Genomic DNA, 18662 nt, shown 5'->3' with positions numbered 1-18662 from the left:
GTGCGGCATGGAACGAGTAAAGACAGATGTGGCGATTATCGGTGCGGGTACGGCAGGGCTTTCCGCGTACCGCGCGGTCAAGTCTGCCGGGCTGGATGCGCTACTGATTGAAGGCGGCCCTTATGGCACAACGTGCGCCCGCGTCGGATGCATGCCTTCCAAGTTGTTGATTGCAGCGGCAGAAGCGGCCCATGGCGTTGCAGCTGCGCATGCCTTCGGCGTGCACATTGATGGCAGCGTGCGTATCGATGGCGTGGCGGTCATGGACCGTGTTCGCCGCGAACGTGATCGTTTTGTTGGTTTTGTACTCGAGAGTGTCGAGCAGATTCCCGACGACGACAAACTGGTTGGCCGCGCCCGCTTCATTTCGGATACGGGGCTGATCGTCGGTGATCATACCGAAGTCGAGGCAGGGCGGGTTGTTATCGCGACAGGCTCGTCCCCTGTCATGCCGGATATGTACGCGGCCCTCGGAGACCGCGCCATCGTCAATGACGATGTTTTCGAATGGAAAGACCTTCCTCAAAGCGTGCTTGTTGTCGGCACCGGTGTGATTGGCCTTGAGATAGGCCAGGCGCTCGCGCGCCTTGGCGTGCGCGTGCGTTTCATTAGCCGTAGCGCCGGCGTGGGTGGCCTGACAGATCCGAAGGTCAAGGCAAGTGCCCTTGCCGCATTTCGCCATGAACTGGACATCTGTCTGGAAACCGAGGTCATTCAGGCCCAGCGCGACGGCGACCGGGTTGCGGTGCGTTACCGATCAGAAGGCGGCGAAGAGAAAACCGAACAGTTCGATTATGTTTTGGTTGCCGCGGGGCGCCGTCCGAACCTGGCTGGTCTCGATCTTCACAATACGTCGGCACAGGTCAATGATAAAGGCATGCCGGATTTCGATGCGGGCACCTTGCAAATTGGCAGCCTGCCGATTTTCATTGCAGGCGATGTCAGTGGCATCTTGCCGGTACTGCATGAAGCGGCGGATGATGGGCACATCGCAGGAAGCAATGCAGCGTCATATCCCGAGGTAGAGATAATCGTCCGCAGGGCGCCGATGGCCGTTGTGTTCACCGACCCTCAACTGGCCCAGGTGGGCACGCGTTTCAAGGAGTTGGCGAGCCCCTGCACGGTGTTTGGCGAGGTGGATTTTTCCAATCAGGGCCGTTCGCGCGTCATGCTCAAGAATCGCGGCATGCTCAGGGTTTATGCCGATCGCAGCGATGGGCGTTTTCTTGGTGCGGAAATGGCAGGGCCGGCCATGGAGCACATTGCCCATTTGCTGGCTTGGGCATTGCAGCAGGAACTGACGGTTGGCCAGATGCTGCAGATGCCGTTCTATCATCCTGTTATCGAAGAAGGGTTGCGCACCGCGCTGCGCATGGCGGCCAAGCGCCAGGTCGAGGCCGACCTGCAGTATGTGCGCGAATGCGAACAGGCGGTCAACAGCGCCTGATCCGGGCCGATATCACCCCTGTTTCAGCAGCTGCTCGACACCTGACTTGAGCACTTCTACCGATTCGGTGTCGGGCGCCAGAAAGCGTGCCCGGCCTTTTTCATCGAAAAAATACACGCCTCGGCTGTGCGCAACGTCGTAGACTTCAGGCGCGTTGGGCTTGGGCTTTTCGATCTGATAAGCAACGCGATAGCGGCGAGCGACATCGGCGATCTGTTTTTCGGTGCCAGTCAAACCGATGGCATTGCCTTCGAAGGCATCGACATAGGCTTGCAAGACCTCTGGCGTATCGCGATGCGGATCGACGCTGATAAACAGAATGCGCACTTTTTCTGCCGCGTCGCCCAGCTCGCGCACCACCTGCGTGAGTTGGGCCATCGTAGTCGGACAGACGTCCGGGCAACTGGCATAGCCAAAAAACAGCAGGACGGTTTTGCCTTTGAAGTCTTCCTGAGTATAGGTTTTGCCGCCGGCGCCTTCCAGCGTGAACTGCAGATCCGGGAGGAATCCACGAATCTTGTGTAGAGTGGCGTCTGTCTGAGCGGCCGCCGAAGTGCAGAGCACGAGCGCAGCGGCAAGGCCAGACAGGAAACGAAACAGCTTAGGCATGACAGTGGAAACCAGCGAGGCGGGAACCCTCGGATAACAATAATGGAACTGTAGCCATTATAGGCTCGATTCCGCCAACCCACTGTGCCGGAGCAGGGGTTCCAAAGAAGGGGCGCGTCCACGGAATGCCTTGAAGGAATCCGCAGCGGGCCGGGCACCACCAATCGCGAGGATTTCCTGGAGAAAACGCTGCCCTGTTCCGGGATGCAGGGTATCCCGCTCGCTGTCAGGCATGCACTGAACGGCTTCTTCAAATGCGGCGTAGGCATCGGCAGAAAGCACTTCGGCCCACTTGTAGCTATAGTAGCCAGCCCCATAGCCGCCCGCAAATAGATGCGAGAAGGCATGAGGAAAGCGATGCCACGACGGGGGGAACAGGACAGCGACTTCCTTGCGCACGTCGTCAAGCGTCGCGAGCACTTGCTCAATGCTCATGCCCTTGGGCTGATGGTGGATGACCATGTCAAACAGCGCGAACTCCACTTGCCTGAGCATCTGCATGCCGCTTTGAAAATTGCGTGCGGCCACCAGCTTGTCAAACAGCGCTCTGGGCAGATGCGCGCCGCTTTCCACATGTGAGGAAAGGCTGCGCAGTACCGGCCATTCGTAGCAGAAGTTCTCCATGAATTGCGAAGGCAGTTCAATGGCATCCCACTCGACACTCGCAAACGCTGCCGCACCCGGATCATCTATCTGCGACAGCAGAGTGTGCATCGCGTGCCCGCTTTCGTGGAAAAGCGTAATGACGTCATCGTGGGTCAGCAGGGCTGGCTTACCGTCCTGTGGCGCGGAAAAATTGCAGGTCAGGTAGGCAACAGGCGTTTGCAGGCCAGCAGCACTGCGGCGACGGCTGCGTTCGCTGTCGACCCAGGCACCGCCTTGCTTGCCTTGCCGTGCATAAAGATCAATGTAGAGCACGCCGAGCACGTCGCCTTTCGCGCTGAGCACTTCCAGCGCCTGAGCGTCCTTGTGCCAGGTAGGGGCATCGCTGCGACGCAGCGTGATATTGAACAGGCGATTCATGACATGAAAAAGGCCGTCCAGTACCTGGGGCTCGGTAAAGTATTGCTTGATTTCTTCTTCCGAATACGCATAACGCGCTTCGCGCAGCCGCTCCGAGACAAACGCGATGTCCCAGGGTTCAAGCTCAGGCATGTGAAGCGTGTCGCGGGCGAATGCCCGTAATTCGGCAAGATCCCGCTGTGCGTAGGGCTTGGCTTTTGCCGCCAGCTCCCTAAGGAAATCCGTCACCTGCTGGGCGCTGTCTGCCATGCGGGTTTCCAGGCGCAAGGCCGCAAAGCTATCGTAGCCAAGCAAATGCGCTTCTTCGGCGCGCAAGGCCAGCAACTGTTCGATCAGCGCAGAATTGTCCAGTTCAGGGCTGCCTTGTTCGGAGGCAATTGTTGCGTAGGCCTTGTACATTTCCTGCCGCAGTGAGCGATCGAGCGCCCGCTGCATGACAGGCAGATAGCAGGGCATCTTGAGCACGAGCTTCCAGCCTGGCTTGCCATCGGCTTCTGCCGCAGAACGGGCTGCCTGGCGGACATCGGCGGGAATGCCCTCGAGTCGCTGCTCGTCTGTGATCATCAAAGCCCATTGGTCGACTGTGTCGAGTACATGCTCCGAAAATTTCTGAGAAGCCTGCGCTTCCTGATCTGAGATTTCCGCATAGCGCTTGCGTTGACTGCCTTGCAGCGCCACACCACTGAGGCGAAAATCGCGCAGCGCAAGATCAACGATGCGCTGTCGCACTGGCGTCAAGTCTGCGTAATCCTGAGAGGCCTTGAGACGCTTGTATTGCGCGAATAAGCCTTCGTGCAGTCCAACCCACGTGGAGAATTCGGTCACTAGCGGGAGGCACGCGTTATAGGCGGAGCGCAATTCCGGTGTATTGACGACAGCGTTGAGATGGCCTGCCACCGACCATGCTCTCCATAGCCGTCCAGATGCGTCTTCAAGCGGTTCGACAATGGCTTCCCAACGGGTGGGCAAAGTTGGGTCGGCGGCCCGTTCCACCGCCTGCCTGGCTTCTGCAATGAGCATCGTGACGGCTGGCTCGATATGGGCAGGCTTGACCGCTGCGTAGTCGATCAATTGCGTGACCGGTGCAGTGAGTGGATTTTGCGACATGGTTTTCCTGGAACGGTGTAGTAGGGTTGCGCAACCGGGTGTCTGCGCTTGCGAGGCGTGCGCGCGCTTCGCAAGCGTTTCTGCTGGCTTGGCGGGATCAGGCTACCGGTGTGGCAACCACGCTGCGCTCGGCTGCTTCGAGCGTGTTGACCAGCAGCATGGCGATGGTCATGGGGCCCACGCCCCCGGGCACCGGAGTGATTGCGCCCGCGACTTCGCGTGCCGAGGGATAGTCGACATCGCCGACCAGCTTGCCCTGTTCGGTGCGATTGATGCCGACGTCAATGACCACAGCGCCTGGCTTGATCATATCGCCGGTGACAATGCCGGGCTTTCCGGTTGCCACCACCAGTACATCCGCACGGCGTGTCTGGGCGCCCAGGTCGCGCGTCTTGGAGTTGCACAGGGTAACGGTGGCGCCTTTGGCCAGCATGAGCATGGCCATGGGTTTTCCAACGATGTTGCTGGCACCGACAATCACCGCCTCCGCGCCCCAGAGCGAAACTTCTTCGGATTCCAGCATTTTCATGATGCCGTATGGCGTGCAAGGGCGAAACAGCGGCTGCCCTGTCATGAGCAGGCCAGCGTTGCTGACGTGAAAGCCATCCACGTCCTTGCGGGCGTCTATGGCTTCGATGACCTTGGCTGCGTCCATGTGGCGAGGCAGCGGAAGCTGAACCAGAATGCCGTGAACGCGGTCATCCTGATTGAGCTGATCAACCTGGTCCAGCAAGGCCGCCTCGGTAATATCCGCATCGAGGCGGATGACGCGCGAATACAGGCCGGCTTTCTCGCAGGCGGCCGCCTTGTTGCGCACGTAGACTTGCGAGGCGGGATCTTCGCCGACCAGCACGACGGCCAGCCCGGGCACAATGCCTTGCTGCTTGAGTTCCTGAACGCGACGCGCTACGTCGAGCCTGACGGCGTCGGCGAGCGCCTTGCCGTCGATAATGCGAGCCGTCATGCTGTGCCCTCGGCTTTGGTCAGGGCGATTTTCATGAGGTCGGCAACCGTGGTGACTTCGAGCTTTTCCATGATGTTGGCGCGGTGCGCTTCAACTGTTTTGATGCTGATGTTCAGGTCGCCCGCGATCTGCTTGTTGAGCCTGCCGGCGACAATGCGCTCGAGCACTTGCTGTTCGCGCGCCGTCAAGCGTCCCAGCACCGCTTCGTGATTTTTCTGGGCCATGGCCTGGCTCACCCGCTCGGTGGCTTCTTCCAGCATGCGCGCCACGATATTGCGTAAATCGGTTTCATTGAATGGTTTTTCGAGAAAATCCACCGCACCTTTTTTCATGGTGGAGACGGCCATCGGCACATCGCCATGCCCTGTGATGAAAACAATGGGCAAGGGCGCCTTGCGCGCGATGAGTTCCTCTTGCAGCTCAAGGCCGCTCATGCCGGGCATGCGAACGTCTGCGATCAAGACGCCGATTTGATCCGGCTCGTAAGCATTGAGGAATTCTTCTGCGCCGCTGAAGCTGCGAACCCTGTACCCATTGGCTTCGAGCAGCCAGCGCAGGGAATCGCGTACAGCTTCATCGTCATCCACGATGAATATGGTGTTGGGCGCTTGAAGTGTAGTCATGCATGCAACTCCTGAGTGTCTTCTGTCGAGCGGGGCGCTTCTGGCGCGGCGCAGGGCAGGGTAAAACGAAAAATAGTGCCGCCTTCGGGGTTTGCGCTGGCCCACAGGCGTCCGTGATGTGACTCGATAATAGTACGGCAGATATTCAGGCCCATGCCCAGGCCTTCGGATTTGGTGCTGTAAAACGGCTCAAACAGGCGTTCCGGATCGCGCAGGCCGTGACCACGGTCGATGACAGCAATTTCGATGATGGGCCCCTGGTCGGTGATAACCAGATGCAGCGTGCGATAGTCGCTCTTTTCCATGGCTTCGACGCCGTTCTTGAGCAGGTTCAATAATACCTGTTCGATCAGAATGGGGTCGGCCATGACGTCGGGAATGGTTTCGGGCACGTGCAATTGGATTTCGACCTGCCGCTTGCGCGCGTCGATATCGGCGAACCCTACCGCATTGTCGACGATGCGCATCACATGGACGCGTTGCCGGCGTGGTTCGCTGCGCTTGACGAACTCGCGGATGCGAATAATGATCTTGCCGGCGCGCTCGGCCTGTTCCGCCGCTTTTTCCAGCGCCGGCAGCAGGCGCTCGGGATCCGCGTTGCCTGACTTGATCATGGCGACGGCGCCCATGCTGTAGTTGCTGATGGCGGTGAGTGGCTGATTCAACTCATGAGCCAGCGACGACGCCATCTCGCCCATGGTGGTCAGTCGACTGGTGAGCTGGACCTTTTCCTGCTGCACACGTGACGCTTCTTCGTGCGTGCGCCGCTCGGTAATGTCGCGTGCCACCTGAAGGCGCACACGCCTGCCATCCGTCCAGGCCAGGATGCGATGATGGACTTCGAACCAGCGCTGGGCTGATTCCGAGAACATTTCTACGGTTTCGTCGGTAAAGCGGCCCAGGCGGCCGCCCAGCAGCTCGGCGTGGCCGCTGGACTGCGCGCCAAAGAATCGCCGGTATGTCCGGTTGGCAAACAAGAGTTCCAGGCCGTCGGAAGTATCCGCCGCAACGGATATGGCATCGTCCAGGCCTTCGAGCACCGTCATGAACCGTTCGTGTGCCGCCGTGAGTGCCTCGCGTATGCGTTTGGGCTCGGTGATGTCGGTCATGGACGTCATCCAGCCGATCTGCTCGCCATTGGGGTCGCGCAGGGGAGACACATACATGCGGGCGGTGAATCGTGAGCCATCGCGCCGTTGCGCCTCGACCTCCAGCCCGCTGCTGGGCGTGCGGCCGGAAAGCAATACGTCCAGGGTTTCCTGATGTTGGGCGTGCCTGCCCGGCACCCAATAGGGAAAAGGCGTTGTACGCCCGATGAGATCGGCTTCGTTCCAGCCTATCATGCGGCAAAAGGCTGGATTCACATAGGCAATCCGGCCATGCATGTCGAATACGCGCATACCTGTGGACATGGAGTTTTCCATGGCGCGGCGAAAACCGGTTTCGGCGATCAGCGCGGCTTCTGCCCGTGTCCGAAAGCGTGTATAGCGCCACAGCGCCAGCAGGCTAAGGACAATCAGGCACGAAAGGGCCACGACCACCATGATCAGACGCTGCTGCCGGGTTTCCTGATCTATGGTTACGAACATGACGCTGTCCTGGTGCAATTGCTGCAGCCAAATGAACACGCCCATTACGCACAAATACAACACGAGCACCAATACCGGCGTCAGCCAATAGAAGCCGCGCCGGGTATTGTGGGCCTGATCATAAAACGTGGTTGGGATCAGGGATTTGCGTGAGTTACCTGCCATGGGAGTGCATAGTGGGCTGGAGATGCATAGCGCATTTTAGACCGTAACAAGGATGCAAAACGAGGCTTATTTTTCACATTATAAAAACTCATACCATAAAATGAAATTTTTCTTGAACATCCGGTAGGTCTTTCCTAGAATGGGTACATTCTGTGTATGAAGGCAGCCGCGGGTGAGCCTGCCAGGCGTCCGCGAAACGGGCGGCGTGGCACAGACACAGGGTACGGGCTTGGCCGCCAGGCACTCAAGATGCTGGGGCACCGGAATCCACCTTTCCAACAGGAGACAGTGAATGTCCTCTTTAGATCGGGCCGCCAACACGGCCGGCACCACCGACGATGAAACCCTGGAAACCCAGGAATGGCTTGAGGCCCTGGAGGCTGTACTGGATCGCGAAGGCCCCGAAAGGGCGCACTTTCTTCTCGAACGGCTTATCGACCTGGCACGCCGCTCGGGCGCGCATATTCCATTTTCGCCAAATACTGCCTATGTCAACACGATACCGCCAGGGCTGGAACCTCCCCACCCGGGCAATATCGTGCTCGAAGAACGCATTCGTTCCTATGTAAGATGGAACGCGATGGCCATGGTGGTCAAGGCCAATCGTCACAGCCCGGCCGACGGCGGAGATCTGGGCGGCCACATCGCGTCGTTCGCGTCACTGGCAACCATGATCGGCTGCGGCCAGAATCATTTCTGGCATGCCGAAACCCCTGATCACGGCGGCGACCTGGTTTATTTTCAGGGGCATTCGTCTCCCGGCATGTATGGTCGCGCCTACCTTGAAGGCCGCCTGACCGAAGAACAGCTGGACAACTTCCGCCAGGAAGTCGACGGCAAGGGCTTGCCTTCGTATCCTCATCCCAAGCTCATGCCGGATTTCTGGCAGTTCCCCACCGTATCCATGGGGCTGGGCCCGCTGATGGCCATCTATCAGGCGCGTTTTCTCAAATACCTGCACGCGCGCGGCCTGGCCGATACCAGCCAGCGCAAGGTCTGGGTGTTCTGTGGCGACGGCGAAATGGATGAGCCCGAGTCCCTCGGCGCTATCAGCCTTGCCGCACGCGAAAAACTCGACAACCTGATTTTTGTCATCAACTGCAATCTGCAGCGCCTGGACGGCCCGGTACGCGGCAACGGCAAAATTATCCAGGAACTCGAGGGCGATTTCCGGGGCAGCGGCTGGAATGTCATCAAGCTGATCTGGGGCGGATACTGGGATCCTCTTCTGGCTCGCGACAAAGAAGGCATTCTGCGCCGCGTCATGGAAGAATCCGTCGATGGCGAGTATCAGGCATACAAAGCGCACGACGGCAAATTTGTTCGAGAGCATTTCTTCGGCAAACACCCCAAGCTTCTCGAAATGGTCAGTCGCATGAGCGACGAAGACGTCTGGCGTCTGAACCGTGGCGGTCATGATCCCTACAAGGTCTATGCGGCCTTCAAGGCAGCTTCCGATCATGCGGGGCAGCCTACCGTCATCTTGGCCAAAACCATCAAGGGCTACGGCATGGGCCATGTGGGTCAAGCCAAGAATCCCACTCACCAGCAGAAAAAACTAGATATGGATGCGGTGCGCGAATTCCGCGATCGCTTCAACATTCCCGTGCCAGACGACAAGCTCGAAGCGCTGCCATACTTCAAGCCTTCGGAAGATTCTCCCGAAATGAAGTACCTGCACGAGCGTCGCAAAGCGTTGGGCGGGTATCTGCCGCGTCGTCGCGAAAAGGCCGACGAGCAGCTCAAAGCGCCTGCGCTGGAAGCTTTCAAGGCAGTGCTCGAACCCACCGCCGAAGGCCGCGAAATCTCCACCACCCAAGCGTTTGTTCGCATTCTCAATCAGGTGCTTCGAGACAAGGAGCTCAGCCCGCGTGTCGTGCCTATCCTGGCCGACGAGTCACGCACTTTCGGTATGGAGGGCCTGTTCCGGCAGATCGGCATCTATGCGCCTGAAGGCCAAAAGTACATCCCGGTCGACAAAGACCAGGTGATGTACTACCGAGAAACCGAAAATGGCCAATTGCTGCAAGAAGGGATCAACGAAGCAGGGGCGTTCAGTTCCTGGATCGCAGCTGCCACGTCGTACTCGACCAATAATCGCATCATGATCCCGTTCTTCATTTATTACTCGATGTTCGGGTTCCAGCGGATTGGCGATCTGGCGTGGGCCGCGGGCGACATGCAGGCGCGTGGCTTCCTGCTGGGAGGTACCGCGGGGCGCACCACGCTCAACGGCGAAGGCCTGCAGCACGAAGATGGCCACAGCCATATCATGTCGGGCCTGATCCCCAACTGCGTCTCCTACGATCCGGCCTTTGGCCACGAGCTGGCGGTGATTATCCAGGACGGCCTGCGCCGCATGGTCGAAAACCAGGAAAATGTCTACTACTACATTACCGTGATGAACGAAAACTACCCGCAGCCTGGTCTCAAGCCCGGCGACGAGGAAGGCATCGTGCGCGGCATGTACAAGTTCAAATCCGCCGGAAAAGCCAAACAGCCTCGCGTCCAGCTCATGGGTTCGGGCACGATTCTGCGCGAAGTCATCGCGGCGCAGGAACTGCTCCAGAGCGACTGGGGTGTTGCGTCGGATGTGTGGAGCGTCACCAGCTTTACCGAACTGCGTCGCGACGGCCTGGATTGCGAGCGTTACAACCTGCTGCACCCCGAAGAAGGCAAGCAGCAAGTTCCTTACGTTACGCAACAGCTCAAGGACACCGACGGGCCCATTATTGTGTCCACCGACTACGTCAAATCGTTTGGCGATCAGATCCGTCCCTATCTCCCGCAAGGTCGTAGTCTGCGTGTGTTGGGCACCGATGGTTTTGGCCGTTCGGATTTTCGCTACAAACTGCGTGAACACTTCGAGGTAGACCGGCATTTCGTGGTGCTGGGCGCGCTGCGCAGCCTGGCCGACGAGGGCAAGGTACCGCTGGCCAAGGTGGCAGAAGCCATCAAGAAGTATGGCATCAATCCAGAAAAAGCCAATCCGCATCACGCATAAGGGGGGAAGGACATGAGCAATATTACCGAGATCAAGGTCCCGGACATTGGTGATTTCGATGAGGTCGAAGTCATCGAAGTGCTGGTGTCTGAAGGCGATGCCGTATCGGCCGAACAAAGCTTGATTACTGTCGAATCGGACAAGGCATCGATGGAGATTCCGTCTTCCCAGGCCGGCATCGTCAAATCCGTCAAGGTCAAAGTCGGCGACAAGATCAGCGAAGGCACGGTGATTATCGAAGTAGAGCAGGGCGACGCCAAGGCTTCAGACAAGGATGCCGAGACCGCCGCTGCTGCTCCCGAAACCGAAAAGCAGGCGCCGGCGGACGCCGCGCCGCCCGCTGCGGCAGGCGCCGAATCGCCCGCGGCCAAACCGGCAGAGGCGGGCGGTGAAACCGTAACCATTTCCGTGCCGGATATCGGTGATGCCACGGATGTCGAAGTCATCGAAATCCTGGTTAAAGTTGGTGATTCCGTCAATGCCGAGCAAAGCCTGATCACCGTGGAGTCCGACAAGGCCTCCATGGAAGTACCTTCATCGCAGGCCGGTGTCGTCACGGCCATTAAGGTCAAGCTGGGCGACAAAGTCAGCGAAGGCTCGGATATTCTCGAAATCAAGACGTCTGGGGGTTCTGCCCAGGGCGACGCCAAACCTGAGGCCGCGGCGCCAGCTGCCGCGTCAGAAGCCCAGCCGCAGGAAGCGGCCGAACAACCTGCCCGGCAAGACAATAGTGCGCCGCAAGCGGCCTCTGCGGGCGGTCTGGCATCGGTTCCGCCAGAGCGGCACTCGCCCACCGAGGCTTTTGCCGAGGCGGACGTGCCATTGCGCAATCTTCCGCACGCTTCGCCTTCCGTGCGTAAATTTGCACGTGAGTTGGGCGTAGACCTCAAACTCGTGACGGGTTCAGGAGCCAAGAATCGCATCACGCAGGACGACGTGCGCCAGTATGTGAAGCGTTCGCTGGCCACTGGCGCTGCGCCCGCGGCGCCGGCAGGCGTGGCGGGTGGCGGTCTGAATGTGCTTGGCTGGCCCAAGGTCGACTTTGCCAAATTCGGCGAAATCGAAGCGCGCCCACTCTCGCGCATCAAGAAGATATCGGGCGCCAATCTGCATCGTAATTGGGTCATGATTCCACATGTCACCAATAATGATCAGGCGGACATCACCGAGCTTGAAGCGCTCAGGCAGGCACTGAATAAAGAGAACCAAAAGTCTGGCGCCAAAGTCACCATGCTCGCCTTCATCATCAAGGCGGTCGTGGCGGCGCTCAAGAAATTCCCCGAGTTCAATGCATCGCTCGATGGCGATAATCTTGTCTACAAGCACTATTACCATATTGGCTTTGCCGCCGATACACCCAATGGGCTTGTTGTGCCGGTTATCCGCGATGCCGACAAAAAGGGTGTCATGGAGCTGGCCAAAGAAACCTCCGAGCTTGCGGCACTGGCTCGGGACGGCAAGCTTTCTCCTTCGCAGATGCAAGGAGGGTGTTTCTCGATTTCGTCGCTGGGTGGCATTGGCGGCACATCCTTCACGCCTATCATCAATGCGCCAGAAGTAGCCATACTTGGTGTGTCCCGCTCTGCTCATGCACCGGTCTGGAACGGCACTGCATTCGAACCGCGCCTCATGCTGCCTTTGTCACTGTCGTATGATCACCGCGTCATCGATGGCGCCGCCGCGGCACGTTTCAACGCCTACCTCAGCGGCCTGCTGGCCGACTTCCGACGCATCGCGCTATAGGAGCCGTCCATGAGCACCATTGAATTAAAAGTTCCGGATATCGGAGACTTCGATCAGGTAGAGGTCATCGAAGTGTTGGTCGCGGAAGGCGACACCATAGCGCCAGAGCAAAGCCTGATCACTGTGGAGTCCGACAAGGCCTCCATGGAGATCCCGGCCGAGCAGGGCGGGGTGGTCAAGCAGGTTCAGGTCAAGGTCGGCGACAAAATAGCCGAAGGCGCCGTCATGGTAGTCATTGAAGCTGCTGGAGCTGCCGAGGAAAAAGCGTCAGCATCCGGTGGCAAGGATAGCGCGCCAGCGCAACAGCCCAAAGCGCCTGCGGGGGCCTCAACTGATGCATCCTCCCAGGCAAGCGGCGCGGGCGGCGCGCGGGAAGCCAAGGCGCCGAGTGGCCAGCAGGCGGCTGCGCCAGCACCCTCGAGTTATTCCGGCGCAGCCGATGTGCAGTGTGATGTGCTGGTGCTGGGCGCAGGCCCAGGCGGATACTCAGCCGCGTTTCGGGCAGCCGACCTCGGGCTTTCCGTTGTGCTCGTCGAGCGCTATTCAACGCTGGGCGGCGTATGCCTGAATGTTGGCTGCATCCCTTCCAAGGCCTTGCTGCACACTGCAGCGGTTCTGGAGGAAGCCCAGTCACTGACCAAGCACGGAATTACCTTCGGTGCGCCATCCATTGATCTCGATGGCTTGCGTGGCTACAAAGACAGCGTGGTGGGCAAGCTGACGGGAGGCCTTGCCGGCATGGCCAAGGCGCGCAAAGTCAAAGTAATCACCGGAGTGGGTGAGTTTGCCGATCCGAACCATCTTTCCGTCAAGGGTACGGATGGCGCGTCTCAAACAATCAAGTTTGGCTCGGCCATTATTGCCGCTGGCAGTCAGTCGGTAAAGCTGCCATTCCTGCCTCAGGATGAGCGCATTGTCGACTCCACGGGTGCGCTCAAGCTCACCAGCATTCCCAAGAAAATGCTGATCATTGGTGGCGGCATCATTGGTCTGGAAATGGGAACCGTCTATTCTGCGCTGGGCACTCGTCTGGACGTGGTCGAAATGCTGGATGGGCTGATGCAGGGTGCTGATCGGGACCTGGTCAAGGTATGGGAAAAAATGAACGCCCGTCGCTTTGACAATGTGATGCTCAAAACCAAGACTGTGGCCGCTCACGCAAAGGACGATGGCATTTGGGTGGAATTCGAGGGCGAAAAGGCGCCGCAGGGTCCGCAGCGCTACGACCTCGTGCTGCAGGCAGTTGGCCGGGCGCCCAATGGCAAGAATATCGGAGCGGACAAGGCGGGCGTCGCAGTAACCGATCGTGGTTTTATTGACGTCGATCGCCAGATGCGCACCAATGTTCCACATATCTACGCAATCGGCGACATTGTCGGGCAACCCATGCTGGCACATAAGGCCGTCCACGAGGGACATGTCGCGGCAGAAGTCATTGCGGGCCAGAAAAGCTTCTTTGACGCACGGGTGATTCCGTCTGTTGCCTATACAGACCCCGAGATCGCGTGGGTGGGTCTGACCGAAGAGCAGGCTCGCGAGGAGGGCATCGCCATCACAAAAGGCCTGTTCCCCTGGGCGGCTTCCGGGCGGGCCATTGCCAACGGCCGCGACGAAGGTTTTACCAAACTGTTGTTCGATGCCGAGACGCATCGCATCCTCGGTGGCGGTATCGTCGGCACGCACGCCGGCGATCTGATCAGCGAAGTTGCGCTGGCCGTCGAGATGGGCGCGGATGCAGTGGATATCGGCAAAACCATTCACCCGCACCCAACCCTGGGCGAATCCGTTGGTATGGCGGCCGAGGTGGCCGAAGGTAGTTGTACCGATATTCCGCCCGTCAGGAAGAAATAGCCTCAGGGTTGGCTGAGCCCGTCGGTTCAGGCGCTGTCGGGTTCGGCCCTTCCTGATCCCGACGGCGTCAGCCTATTCGGCAACGGTGCATGATCCGCGAACCATGCGTGGTCTTGCCTACGTTTGCTGGCGGCAGGTGCTAATATCAGCGCCTGCCGTTTCTTTTTTGTCTGTGCATACCATGTCTTCTTCTGTACCCACCACCGCCGACCCCCTGCATACCTGGCTGGATTATCTTGAGTCGCTGCATCGGGTCGCCATAGATCTTGGCCTGGATCGCATCCGGGAGGTCGCCCGGAAGCTGGATCTTAGCTTGCCGTTCGTCAAGATTACCGTGGGGGGAACCAACGGCAAGGGATCCACCTGCGCCATGCTCGAGGCCATATTGCTGGCGGCAGGGTACAAGGTCGGGCTGTACACCTCTCCCCATCTGATCGACTTCAACGAACGAATACGCCTCAATGGCGAGTCGGCTGGCGACAGCGCCATCATTGAGCAGCTCGACATCATTGAGCACGCACGCGGTGATACATCGCTCAGCTACTTTGAATACACCACCTTGGCTGCGCTGATGCTTTTCAGCAAACAAGGCGTAGATGTCGCCGTTATGGAAGTGGGCTTGGGCGGGCGGCTTGACGCGGTCAACCTCGTGGATGCCGATTGCGCCATTATCACCAGTGTGGACATTGACCATGCGCAGTATCTGGGTAATACCCGAGAAAAAATAGGTTGGGAAAAAGCGCATATCTTCCGTGCCGGCCGGCCGGCCATCTGTGCGGACCCCGTTCCGCCAGCCTCGCTGCTTGATTATGCCAGGCAAATCAATGCCGACCTCTGGCTGTTCGGCAAGGATTTCAACTACTCCGGGGATAGGCAGCAGTGGGCTTATGGCGGCCGATCGCAACGCCGCGCCGCATTGGCCTATCCTGCGTTGCGAGGGGCCAATCAATTGCTCAATGCCTGTGCAGCACTGGCGGCGCTGGAAGCTTTGCGGTCTGTGCTGGTTGTTCCGCAGCAGGCAGTGCGGTTGGGGCTCTCCCAGGTATCACTGCCTGGCCGACTGCAGATATTGCCGGGCACGCCCACCGTCGTGCTGGATGTTGCGCACAATCCCCACGCCGCCGCCGCTCTGGGCCAGAATCTGGACAATATGGGGCATTTTGCCAAGACCTATGCCATTGTGGGCATGCTGGCTGACAAAGACATAGACGGTGTCATCGAAAAGCTGGCCAGCCGGGTGGATAACTGGTATTGCGTGACGCTGGGTGGCGAACGCGGTGTCGATGGCGAGGCAATGGCCGGGCATGTTCGCAAGGTGCTGGCGGCTCGCAAGGCGTTGAGCGCCGGCCAGGCAGGCAATACCGATAGCCAGGACCCCGACATCGATCCATCGGGCCGTCGTGATCATCAACCCGCTGTCCGGGCGGTGGCGCAACGCCCTGTCGACACAGAGGCCGCAATCGTGTCAAGTTTTGATAATCCGGTACAGGCCTTTAACGAGGCACGGAAACAGGCCGCTTTGAATGATAGAATTCTTGTGTTCGGTTCTTTTTCGACTGTCGGCCCCGTGCTTAACGAACTGGGGCGCACAACTGCTTAGTTCTTCAGGCATGGTCGCGCAGCGCCGGCTGGCCATCCTGTACACAGCATAGGTTTCTAGTCTCATGGGTCTGTTCTCTCGCAACGAGTCTGCCTCCAAGTCGGAGCGTCGCCCGGCTTCCCGGTCCTCCATGTCCAGCGAGGCGCAAGCCAGCGAACTGCGCAACCGCGCCCGTCGTCGCCTCATCGGGGCTCTGGCGCTGGTGTTGCTCGCTGTCATCATCGTTCCCATGCTGTTCGAGTCTCCGGACCCCGCAGTCGAAACACCAACGCCAGTGGTCGTCCCTGCAATACAGCCGCCAGCCATCGACTCTGGCACCCTGGCCGATGCGTCCTCTGGCGGAACGGACGGCACGCATGGGGCCGATGCCTATACCGGCACGGTCCAGCAGCCCGAAGGCGCGAATCCCGCTTTGCCGGATGACAGCACCGCCGCGCAGGCGGAGGCCCCTGCTGAACCCGATGCCAGCGCAGCAGACCCAACAGCGTCCACACCTGAACCCAAACCTGAACCCAAGCCTGAGCCCAAGCCAGAACCTAAACCGAAAGCTGAGCCCAAGCCTGAGCCCAAACCTTCCAAGAGCGCAGATCAGATCAAGCGCACCGACGATGGGTCAGTGGCGCTTGCGCTGCTTGAAGGCAAAACGCCGCCAGCCAGCAAGCCCGCAGCGCAAAAAGGCAATTTTGTGCTGCAGATTGCCGCCTATACGTCCGAATCCGACGCCCAGTCGCGCCGGGATCGTCTGGTCAGTTCAGGCGTCACCAATGCCTATGTGGAAAACGCGGTGTCCGGCGGCAAACCCACGTATCGCTTGCGGGTAGGCCCATTCCCGTCCCGCGATGCGGCCCAGGCAGCCCAGGCGCGCCTCAGGGCGCTGGGTTACGACAACGGTTTCATTTCTGCTAAGTGACAAGCTTCGACTACCTTGTCCTGGCCATACTTGCAGTGTCCGCATTACTCGGGCTGCTGCGTGGCCTCATCAAGGAAGTCCTTTCACTCATCGCTTACGTTGTAGCATTCATGGCTGCCATCTGGTGGGGGCCGCTTGCGTCCGACTGGCTGAGCCACTGGCTGGAAAATCCATTGCTTCGTGCGGGTGTTGCCTATGCCGCAGTGTTCTTTGTCGTATTGTTACTGGTCGGGTTGCTCAATGTCATGCTTGGCACCCTGATCGAAAAAACCGGCCTCACGCCTGCCGACCATGGACTGGGCGCCGTCTTCGGCCTGCTTCGCGGCATGATTTTTGTACTTGTTCTGGTCGGGCTGGCCGGTTATACCGAACTACCCAAGGAGCCGTGGTGGCAAGAAGCCAGGCTCTCTGGCACGGCGGTGCGTGGTATACAGCAAATTAAGCAGATGCTGCCGCCTTCGCTCGCGTCGTGGCTACCTTATTGATCGCATTACAGGAATCCAAAAATGTGTGGAGTCGTAGGGGTTGCAGGTAACGGCCCCGTGAACCAGTTGATTTACGACAGCCTGCTGCTGCTGCAGCATCGCGGTCAGGATGCGGCGGGCATTTCCACCTCGCATGAGCAGTTCTTCAATATGTACAAGGCGCACGGGCTCGTGCGCGATGTTTTTCGTACCCGCAATATGCGGTCTCTGCCGGGCAACAGCGGTCTGGGCCAGGTTCGTTACCCAACGGCGGGCTCCAGCGACAGCGTCGACGAGGCCCAGCCTTTTTATGTGAATGCGCCATTTGGCATCACTTTTGTTCATAACGGCAACCTCACCAATTGGCGTGAGCTGCGCGAAGCCCTGTTCAAGGTGGATCGCCGTCATATCAATACCAATTCCGACTCCGAAGTCCTGCTCAATGTGTTTGCCCACGAGCTGCAGCAGGCCTCCAGCGGTGGAACATTGGACGAAGATGCCATTTTTACCGCTGTATCCTCTGTGCACAGGCGTGCACGAGGCGCGTATGCAGTGATCGCCCAAATTGCCAGTTACGGTCTGGTGGCGTTTCGGGATCCTCATGGGATACGGCCGCTGTGCCTTGGCAGCGTCGAAACCGACGCTGGCACCGAATGGATGGTTGCCTCCGAGTCCGTCGCGCTCACCGGCTGTGGCTACACCCTTGTGCGGGATATCGAACCTGGCGAAGCTGTTTTTATTGATCTCGATGGCCATCTTTCCAGCCGCCAGTGCGCCGAGCAGCCAGCCCTCACGCCCTGCGTTTTCGAGTATGTGTACTTCGCAAGGCCTGACTCCGTAATGGACAATGTGTCCATTTACAACGCCCGCCTCAATATGGGCGAGTATCTTGCCGACAATGTCGCCAAAACGTTGCGTTTGGGCGAAATAGACGTGGTGATGCCTATTCCTGACTCATCACGCCCTTCAGCCATGCAATTGGCGTCGCGACTGGGTCTGGACTATCGCGAAGGGTTTATCAAGAATCGCTATATTGGCCGCACCTTCATCATGCCGGGTCAGGCCGTTCGAAAAAAATCCGTGCGTCAGAAACTCAGCGCCATTGATATGGAATTTCGCGGCAAGAACGTGCTGCTGGTGGATGACTCGATCGTGCGCGGCACTACCAGCCGTGAAATCGTCGATATGGCAAAGGCGGCGGGCGCCCGCAAGGTATTTTTCGCGTCTGCCGCGCCGCCCGTCCGCTTTCCCAACGTGTACGGCATCGATATGCCCACACGGCGCGAACTGATCGCGGTGGGCCGTTCGACAGATGAAATAGCGCGTGAAATCGGTGCCGATGGCCTGGTGTATCAAGATCTCGCCGACCTGGAGCAATCGATTCGCGACCTGAATCCCGCCATGCTCAGTTTTGAGTCGTCCTGCTTCAACGGCCAGTACGTCACGGGCGACATCGATGACAACTATCTGGACCGTCTGGAGCGCAGCCGCGGTGAGCGGGCGACGGCGGGCGAGATGGCCACCACCGAGAAAGACGAATAGACGTGTTTCAGCTTCCCTGAG

The 18662-nt window shown here is 59.0% G+C and carries 13 protein-coding genes; 8 read left to right on the top strand and 5 right to left on the bottom strand.

Going from position 1 to position 18662, the window contains the following annotated elements; genetic code table 11:
• The first annotated feature begins 7 nt into the window (after window positions 1-7).
• On the top strand, window positions 8-1447 hold the full coding sequence (locus ERE07_RS13560; protein WP_130009570.1) for a dihydrolipoyl dehydrogenase: 1440 nt from the start codon (window positions 8-10) through the stop codon (window positions 1445-1447).
• A 12-nt stretch (window positions 1448-1459) separates the two neighbouring features.
• Here the strand turns inward: ERE07_RS13560 and ERE07_RS13555 are convergent, their stop codons facing one another.
• The 5 genes from ERE07_RS13555 to ERE07_RS13535 all read right to left on the bottom strand — a co-directional run bounded on the left by ERE07_RS13555 (window position 1460) and on the right by ERE07_RS13535 (window position 7527).
• Window positions 1460-2056: an SCO family protein gene (locus ERE07_RS13555; RefSeq protein ID WP_130009569.1), complete on the bottom strand. Its 597-nt coding sequence runs from the start codon at window positions 2054-2056 to the stop codon at window positions 1460-1462.
• Between the two features lie 57 nt (window positions 2057-2113).
• Complete coding sequence (locus tag ERE07_RS13550; protein WP_130009568.1) at window positions 2114-4186, bottom strand: M3 family metallopeptidase; 2073 nt, start codon at window positions 4184-4186, stop codon at window positions 2114-2116.
• Between the two features lie 97 nt (window positions 4187-4283).
• Window positions 4284-5150 carry a bifunctional methylenetetrahydrofolate dehydrogenase/methenyltetrahydrofolate cyclohydrolase FolD gene (folD, locus tag ERE07_RS13545; RefSeq protein WP_130009567.1) on the bottom strand — a complete coding sequence of 289 codons (867 nt, stop codon included), beginning with the start codon at window positions 5148-5150 and terminating at the stop codon, window positions 4284-4286.
• The gene (locus ERE07_RS13540) at window positions 5147-5773 is read right to left on the bottom strand and encodes a response regulator transcription factor (RefSeq protein ID WP_130009566.1); all 627 of its coding nucleotides are present in this window, start codon (window positions 5771-5773) and stop codon (window positions 5147-5149) included. Before ERE07_RS13540 ends, folD begins: the two co-directional genes overlap by 4 nt.
• Window positions 5770-7527 carry a PAS domain-containing sensor histidine kinase gene (locus tag ERE07_RS13535; protein ID WP_130009565.1) on the bottom strand — a complete coding sequence of 586 codons (1758 nt, stop codon included), beginning with the start codon at window positions 7525-7527 and terminating at the stop codon, window positions 5770-5772. Before ERE07_RS13535 ends, ERE07_RS13540 begins: the two co-directional genes overlap by 4 nt.
• Before the next feature lie 292 nt (window positions 7528-7819).
• Here ERE07_RS13535 and aceE point away from each other — a divergent pair, with 292 nt between their 5' ends.
• From aceE to purF, 7 genes are all read left to right on the top strand, one after another.
• Window positions 7820-10531 (top strand): pyruvate dehydrogenase (acetyl-transferring), homodimeric type, encoded by a 2712-nt coding sequence (gene aceE, locus ERE07_RS13530; RefSeq protein WP_130009564.1) that lies wholly within the window; start codon window positions 7820-7822, stop codon window positions 10529-10531.
• 12 nt (window positions 10532-10543) lie between these two features.
• A complete protein-coding gene (aceF, locus tag ERE07_RS13525) occupies window positions 10544-12274 on the top strand; it encodes a dihydrolipoyllysine-residue acetyltransferase (RefSeq protein ID WP_130009563.1) in 1731 nt (576 codons plus the stop codon).
• A gap of 9 nt (window positions 12275-12283) precedes the next feature.
• Complete coding sequence (gene lpdA, locus ERE07_RS13520; RefSeq protein WP_130009562.1) at window positions 12284-14125, top strand: dihydrolipoyl dehydrogenase; 1842 nt, start codon at window positions 12284-12286, stop codon at window positions 14123-14125.
• 181 nt (window positions 14126-14306) lie between these two features.
• Window positions 14307-15725, top strand: a complete 1419-nt coding sequence (gene folC / locus ERE07_RS13515) for a bifunctional tetrahydrofolate synthase/dihydrofolate synthase (RefSeq protein ID WP_130009561.1) — start codon at window positions 14307-14309, stop codon at window positions 15723-15725.
• A gap of 64 nt (window positions 15726-15789) precedes the next feature.
• On the top strand, window positions 15790-16635 hold the full coding sequence (locus tag ERE07_RS13510) for an SPOR domain-containing protein (protein WP_130009560.1): 846 nt from the start codon (window positions 15790-15792) through the stop codon (window positions 16633-16635).
• Complete coding sequence (locus tag ERE07_RS13505; RefSeq protein WP_130009559.1) at window positions 16632-17120, top strand: CvpA family protein; 489 nt, start codon at window positions 16632-16634, stop codon at window positions 17118-17120. Before ERE07_RS13510 ends, ERE07_RS13505 begins: the two co-directional genes overlap by 4 nt.
• A gap of 21 nt (window positions 17121-17141) precedes the next feature.
• Complete coding sequence (purF, locus tag ERE07_RS13500) at window positions 17142-18641, top strand: amidophosphoribosyltransferase (protein WP_130009558.1); 1500 nt, start codon at window positions 17142-17144, stop codon at window positions 18639-18641.
• Window positions 18642-18662 lie beyond the last annotated feature (21 nt).

The organism is Allopusillimonas ginsengisoli (genome assembly GCF_004153455.1).
GTDB lineage: Bacteria > Pseudomonadota > Gammaproteobacteria > Burkholderiales > Burkholderiaceae_B > Allopusillimonas > Allopusillimonas ginsengisoli.
This window is presented reverse-complemented; position numbering and strand designations above follow the sequence as displayed.

Bases quoted from the DNA above. Each gene is read 5' to 3' on its own strand.
- ERE07_RS13560 (WP_130009570.1), top strand. From the start codon at position 8: ATGGAACGAGTAAAGACAGATGTGGCGATTATCGGTGCGGGTACGGCA.
- ERE07_RS13555 (WP_130009569.1), bottom strand. From the start codon at position 2,056: ATGCCTAAGCTGTTTCGTTTCCTGTCTGGCCTTGCCGCTGCGCTCGTG.
- ERE07_RS13550 (WP_130009568.1), bottom strand. From the start codon at position 4,186: ATGTCGCAAAATCCACTCACTGCACCGGTCACGCAATTGATCGACTAC.
- folD (WP_130009567.1), bottom strand. From the start codon at position 5,150: ATGACGGCTCGCATTATCGACGGCAAGGCGCTCGCCGACGCCGTCAGG.
- ERE07_RS13540 (WP_130009566.1), bottom strand. From the start codon at position 5,773: ATGACTACACTTCAAGCGCCCAACACCATATTCATCGTGGATGACGAT.
- ERE07_RS13535 (WP_130009565.1), bottom strand. From the start codon at position 7,527: ATGGCAGGTAACTCACGCAAATCCCTGATCCCAACCACGTTTTATGAT.
- aceE (WP_130009564.1), top strand. From the start codon at position 7,820: ATGTCCTCTTTAGATCGGGCCGCCAACACGGCCGGCACCACCGACGAT.
- aceF (WP_130009563.1), top strand. From the start codon at position 10,544: ATGAGCAATATTACCGAGATCAAGGTCCCGGACATTGGTGATTTCGAT.
- lpdA (WP_130009562.1), top strand. From the start codon at position 12,284: ATGAGCACCATTGAATTAAAAGTTCCGGATATCGGAGACTTCGATCAG.
- folC (WP_130009561.1), top strand. From the start codon at position 14,307: ATGTCTTCTTCTGTACCCACCACCGCCGACCCCCTGCATACCTGGCTG.
- ERE07_RS13510 (WP_130009560.1), top strand. From the start codon at position 15,790: ATGGGTCTGTTCTCTCGCAACGAGTCTGCCTCCAAGTCGGAGCGTCGC.
- purF (WP_130009558.1), top strand. From the start codon at position 17,142: ATGTGTGGAGTCGTAGGGGTTGCAGGTAACGGCCCCGTGAACCAGTTG.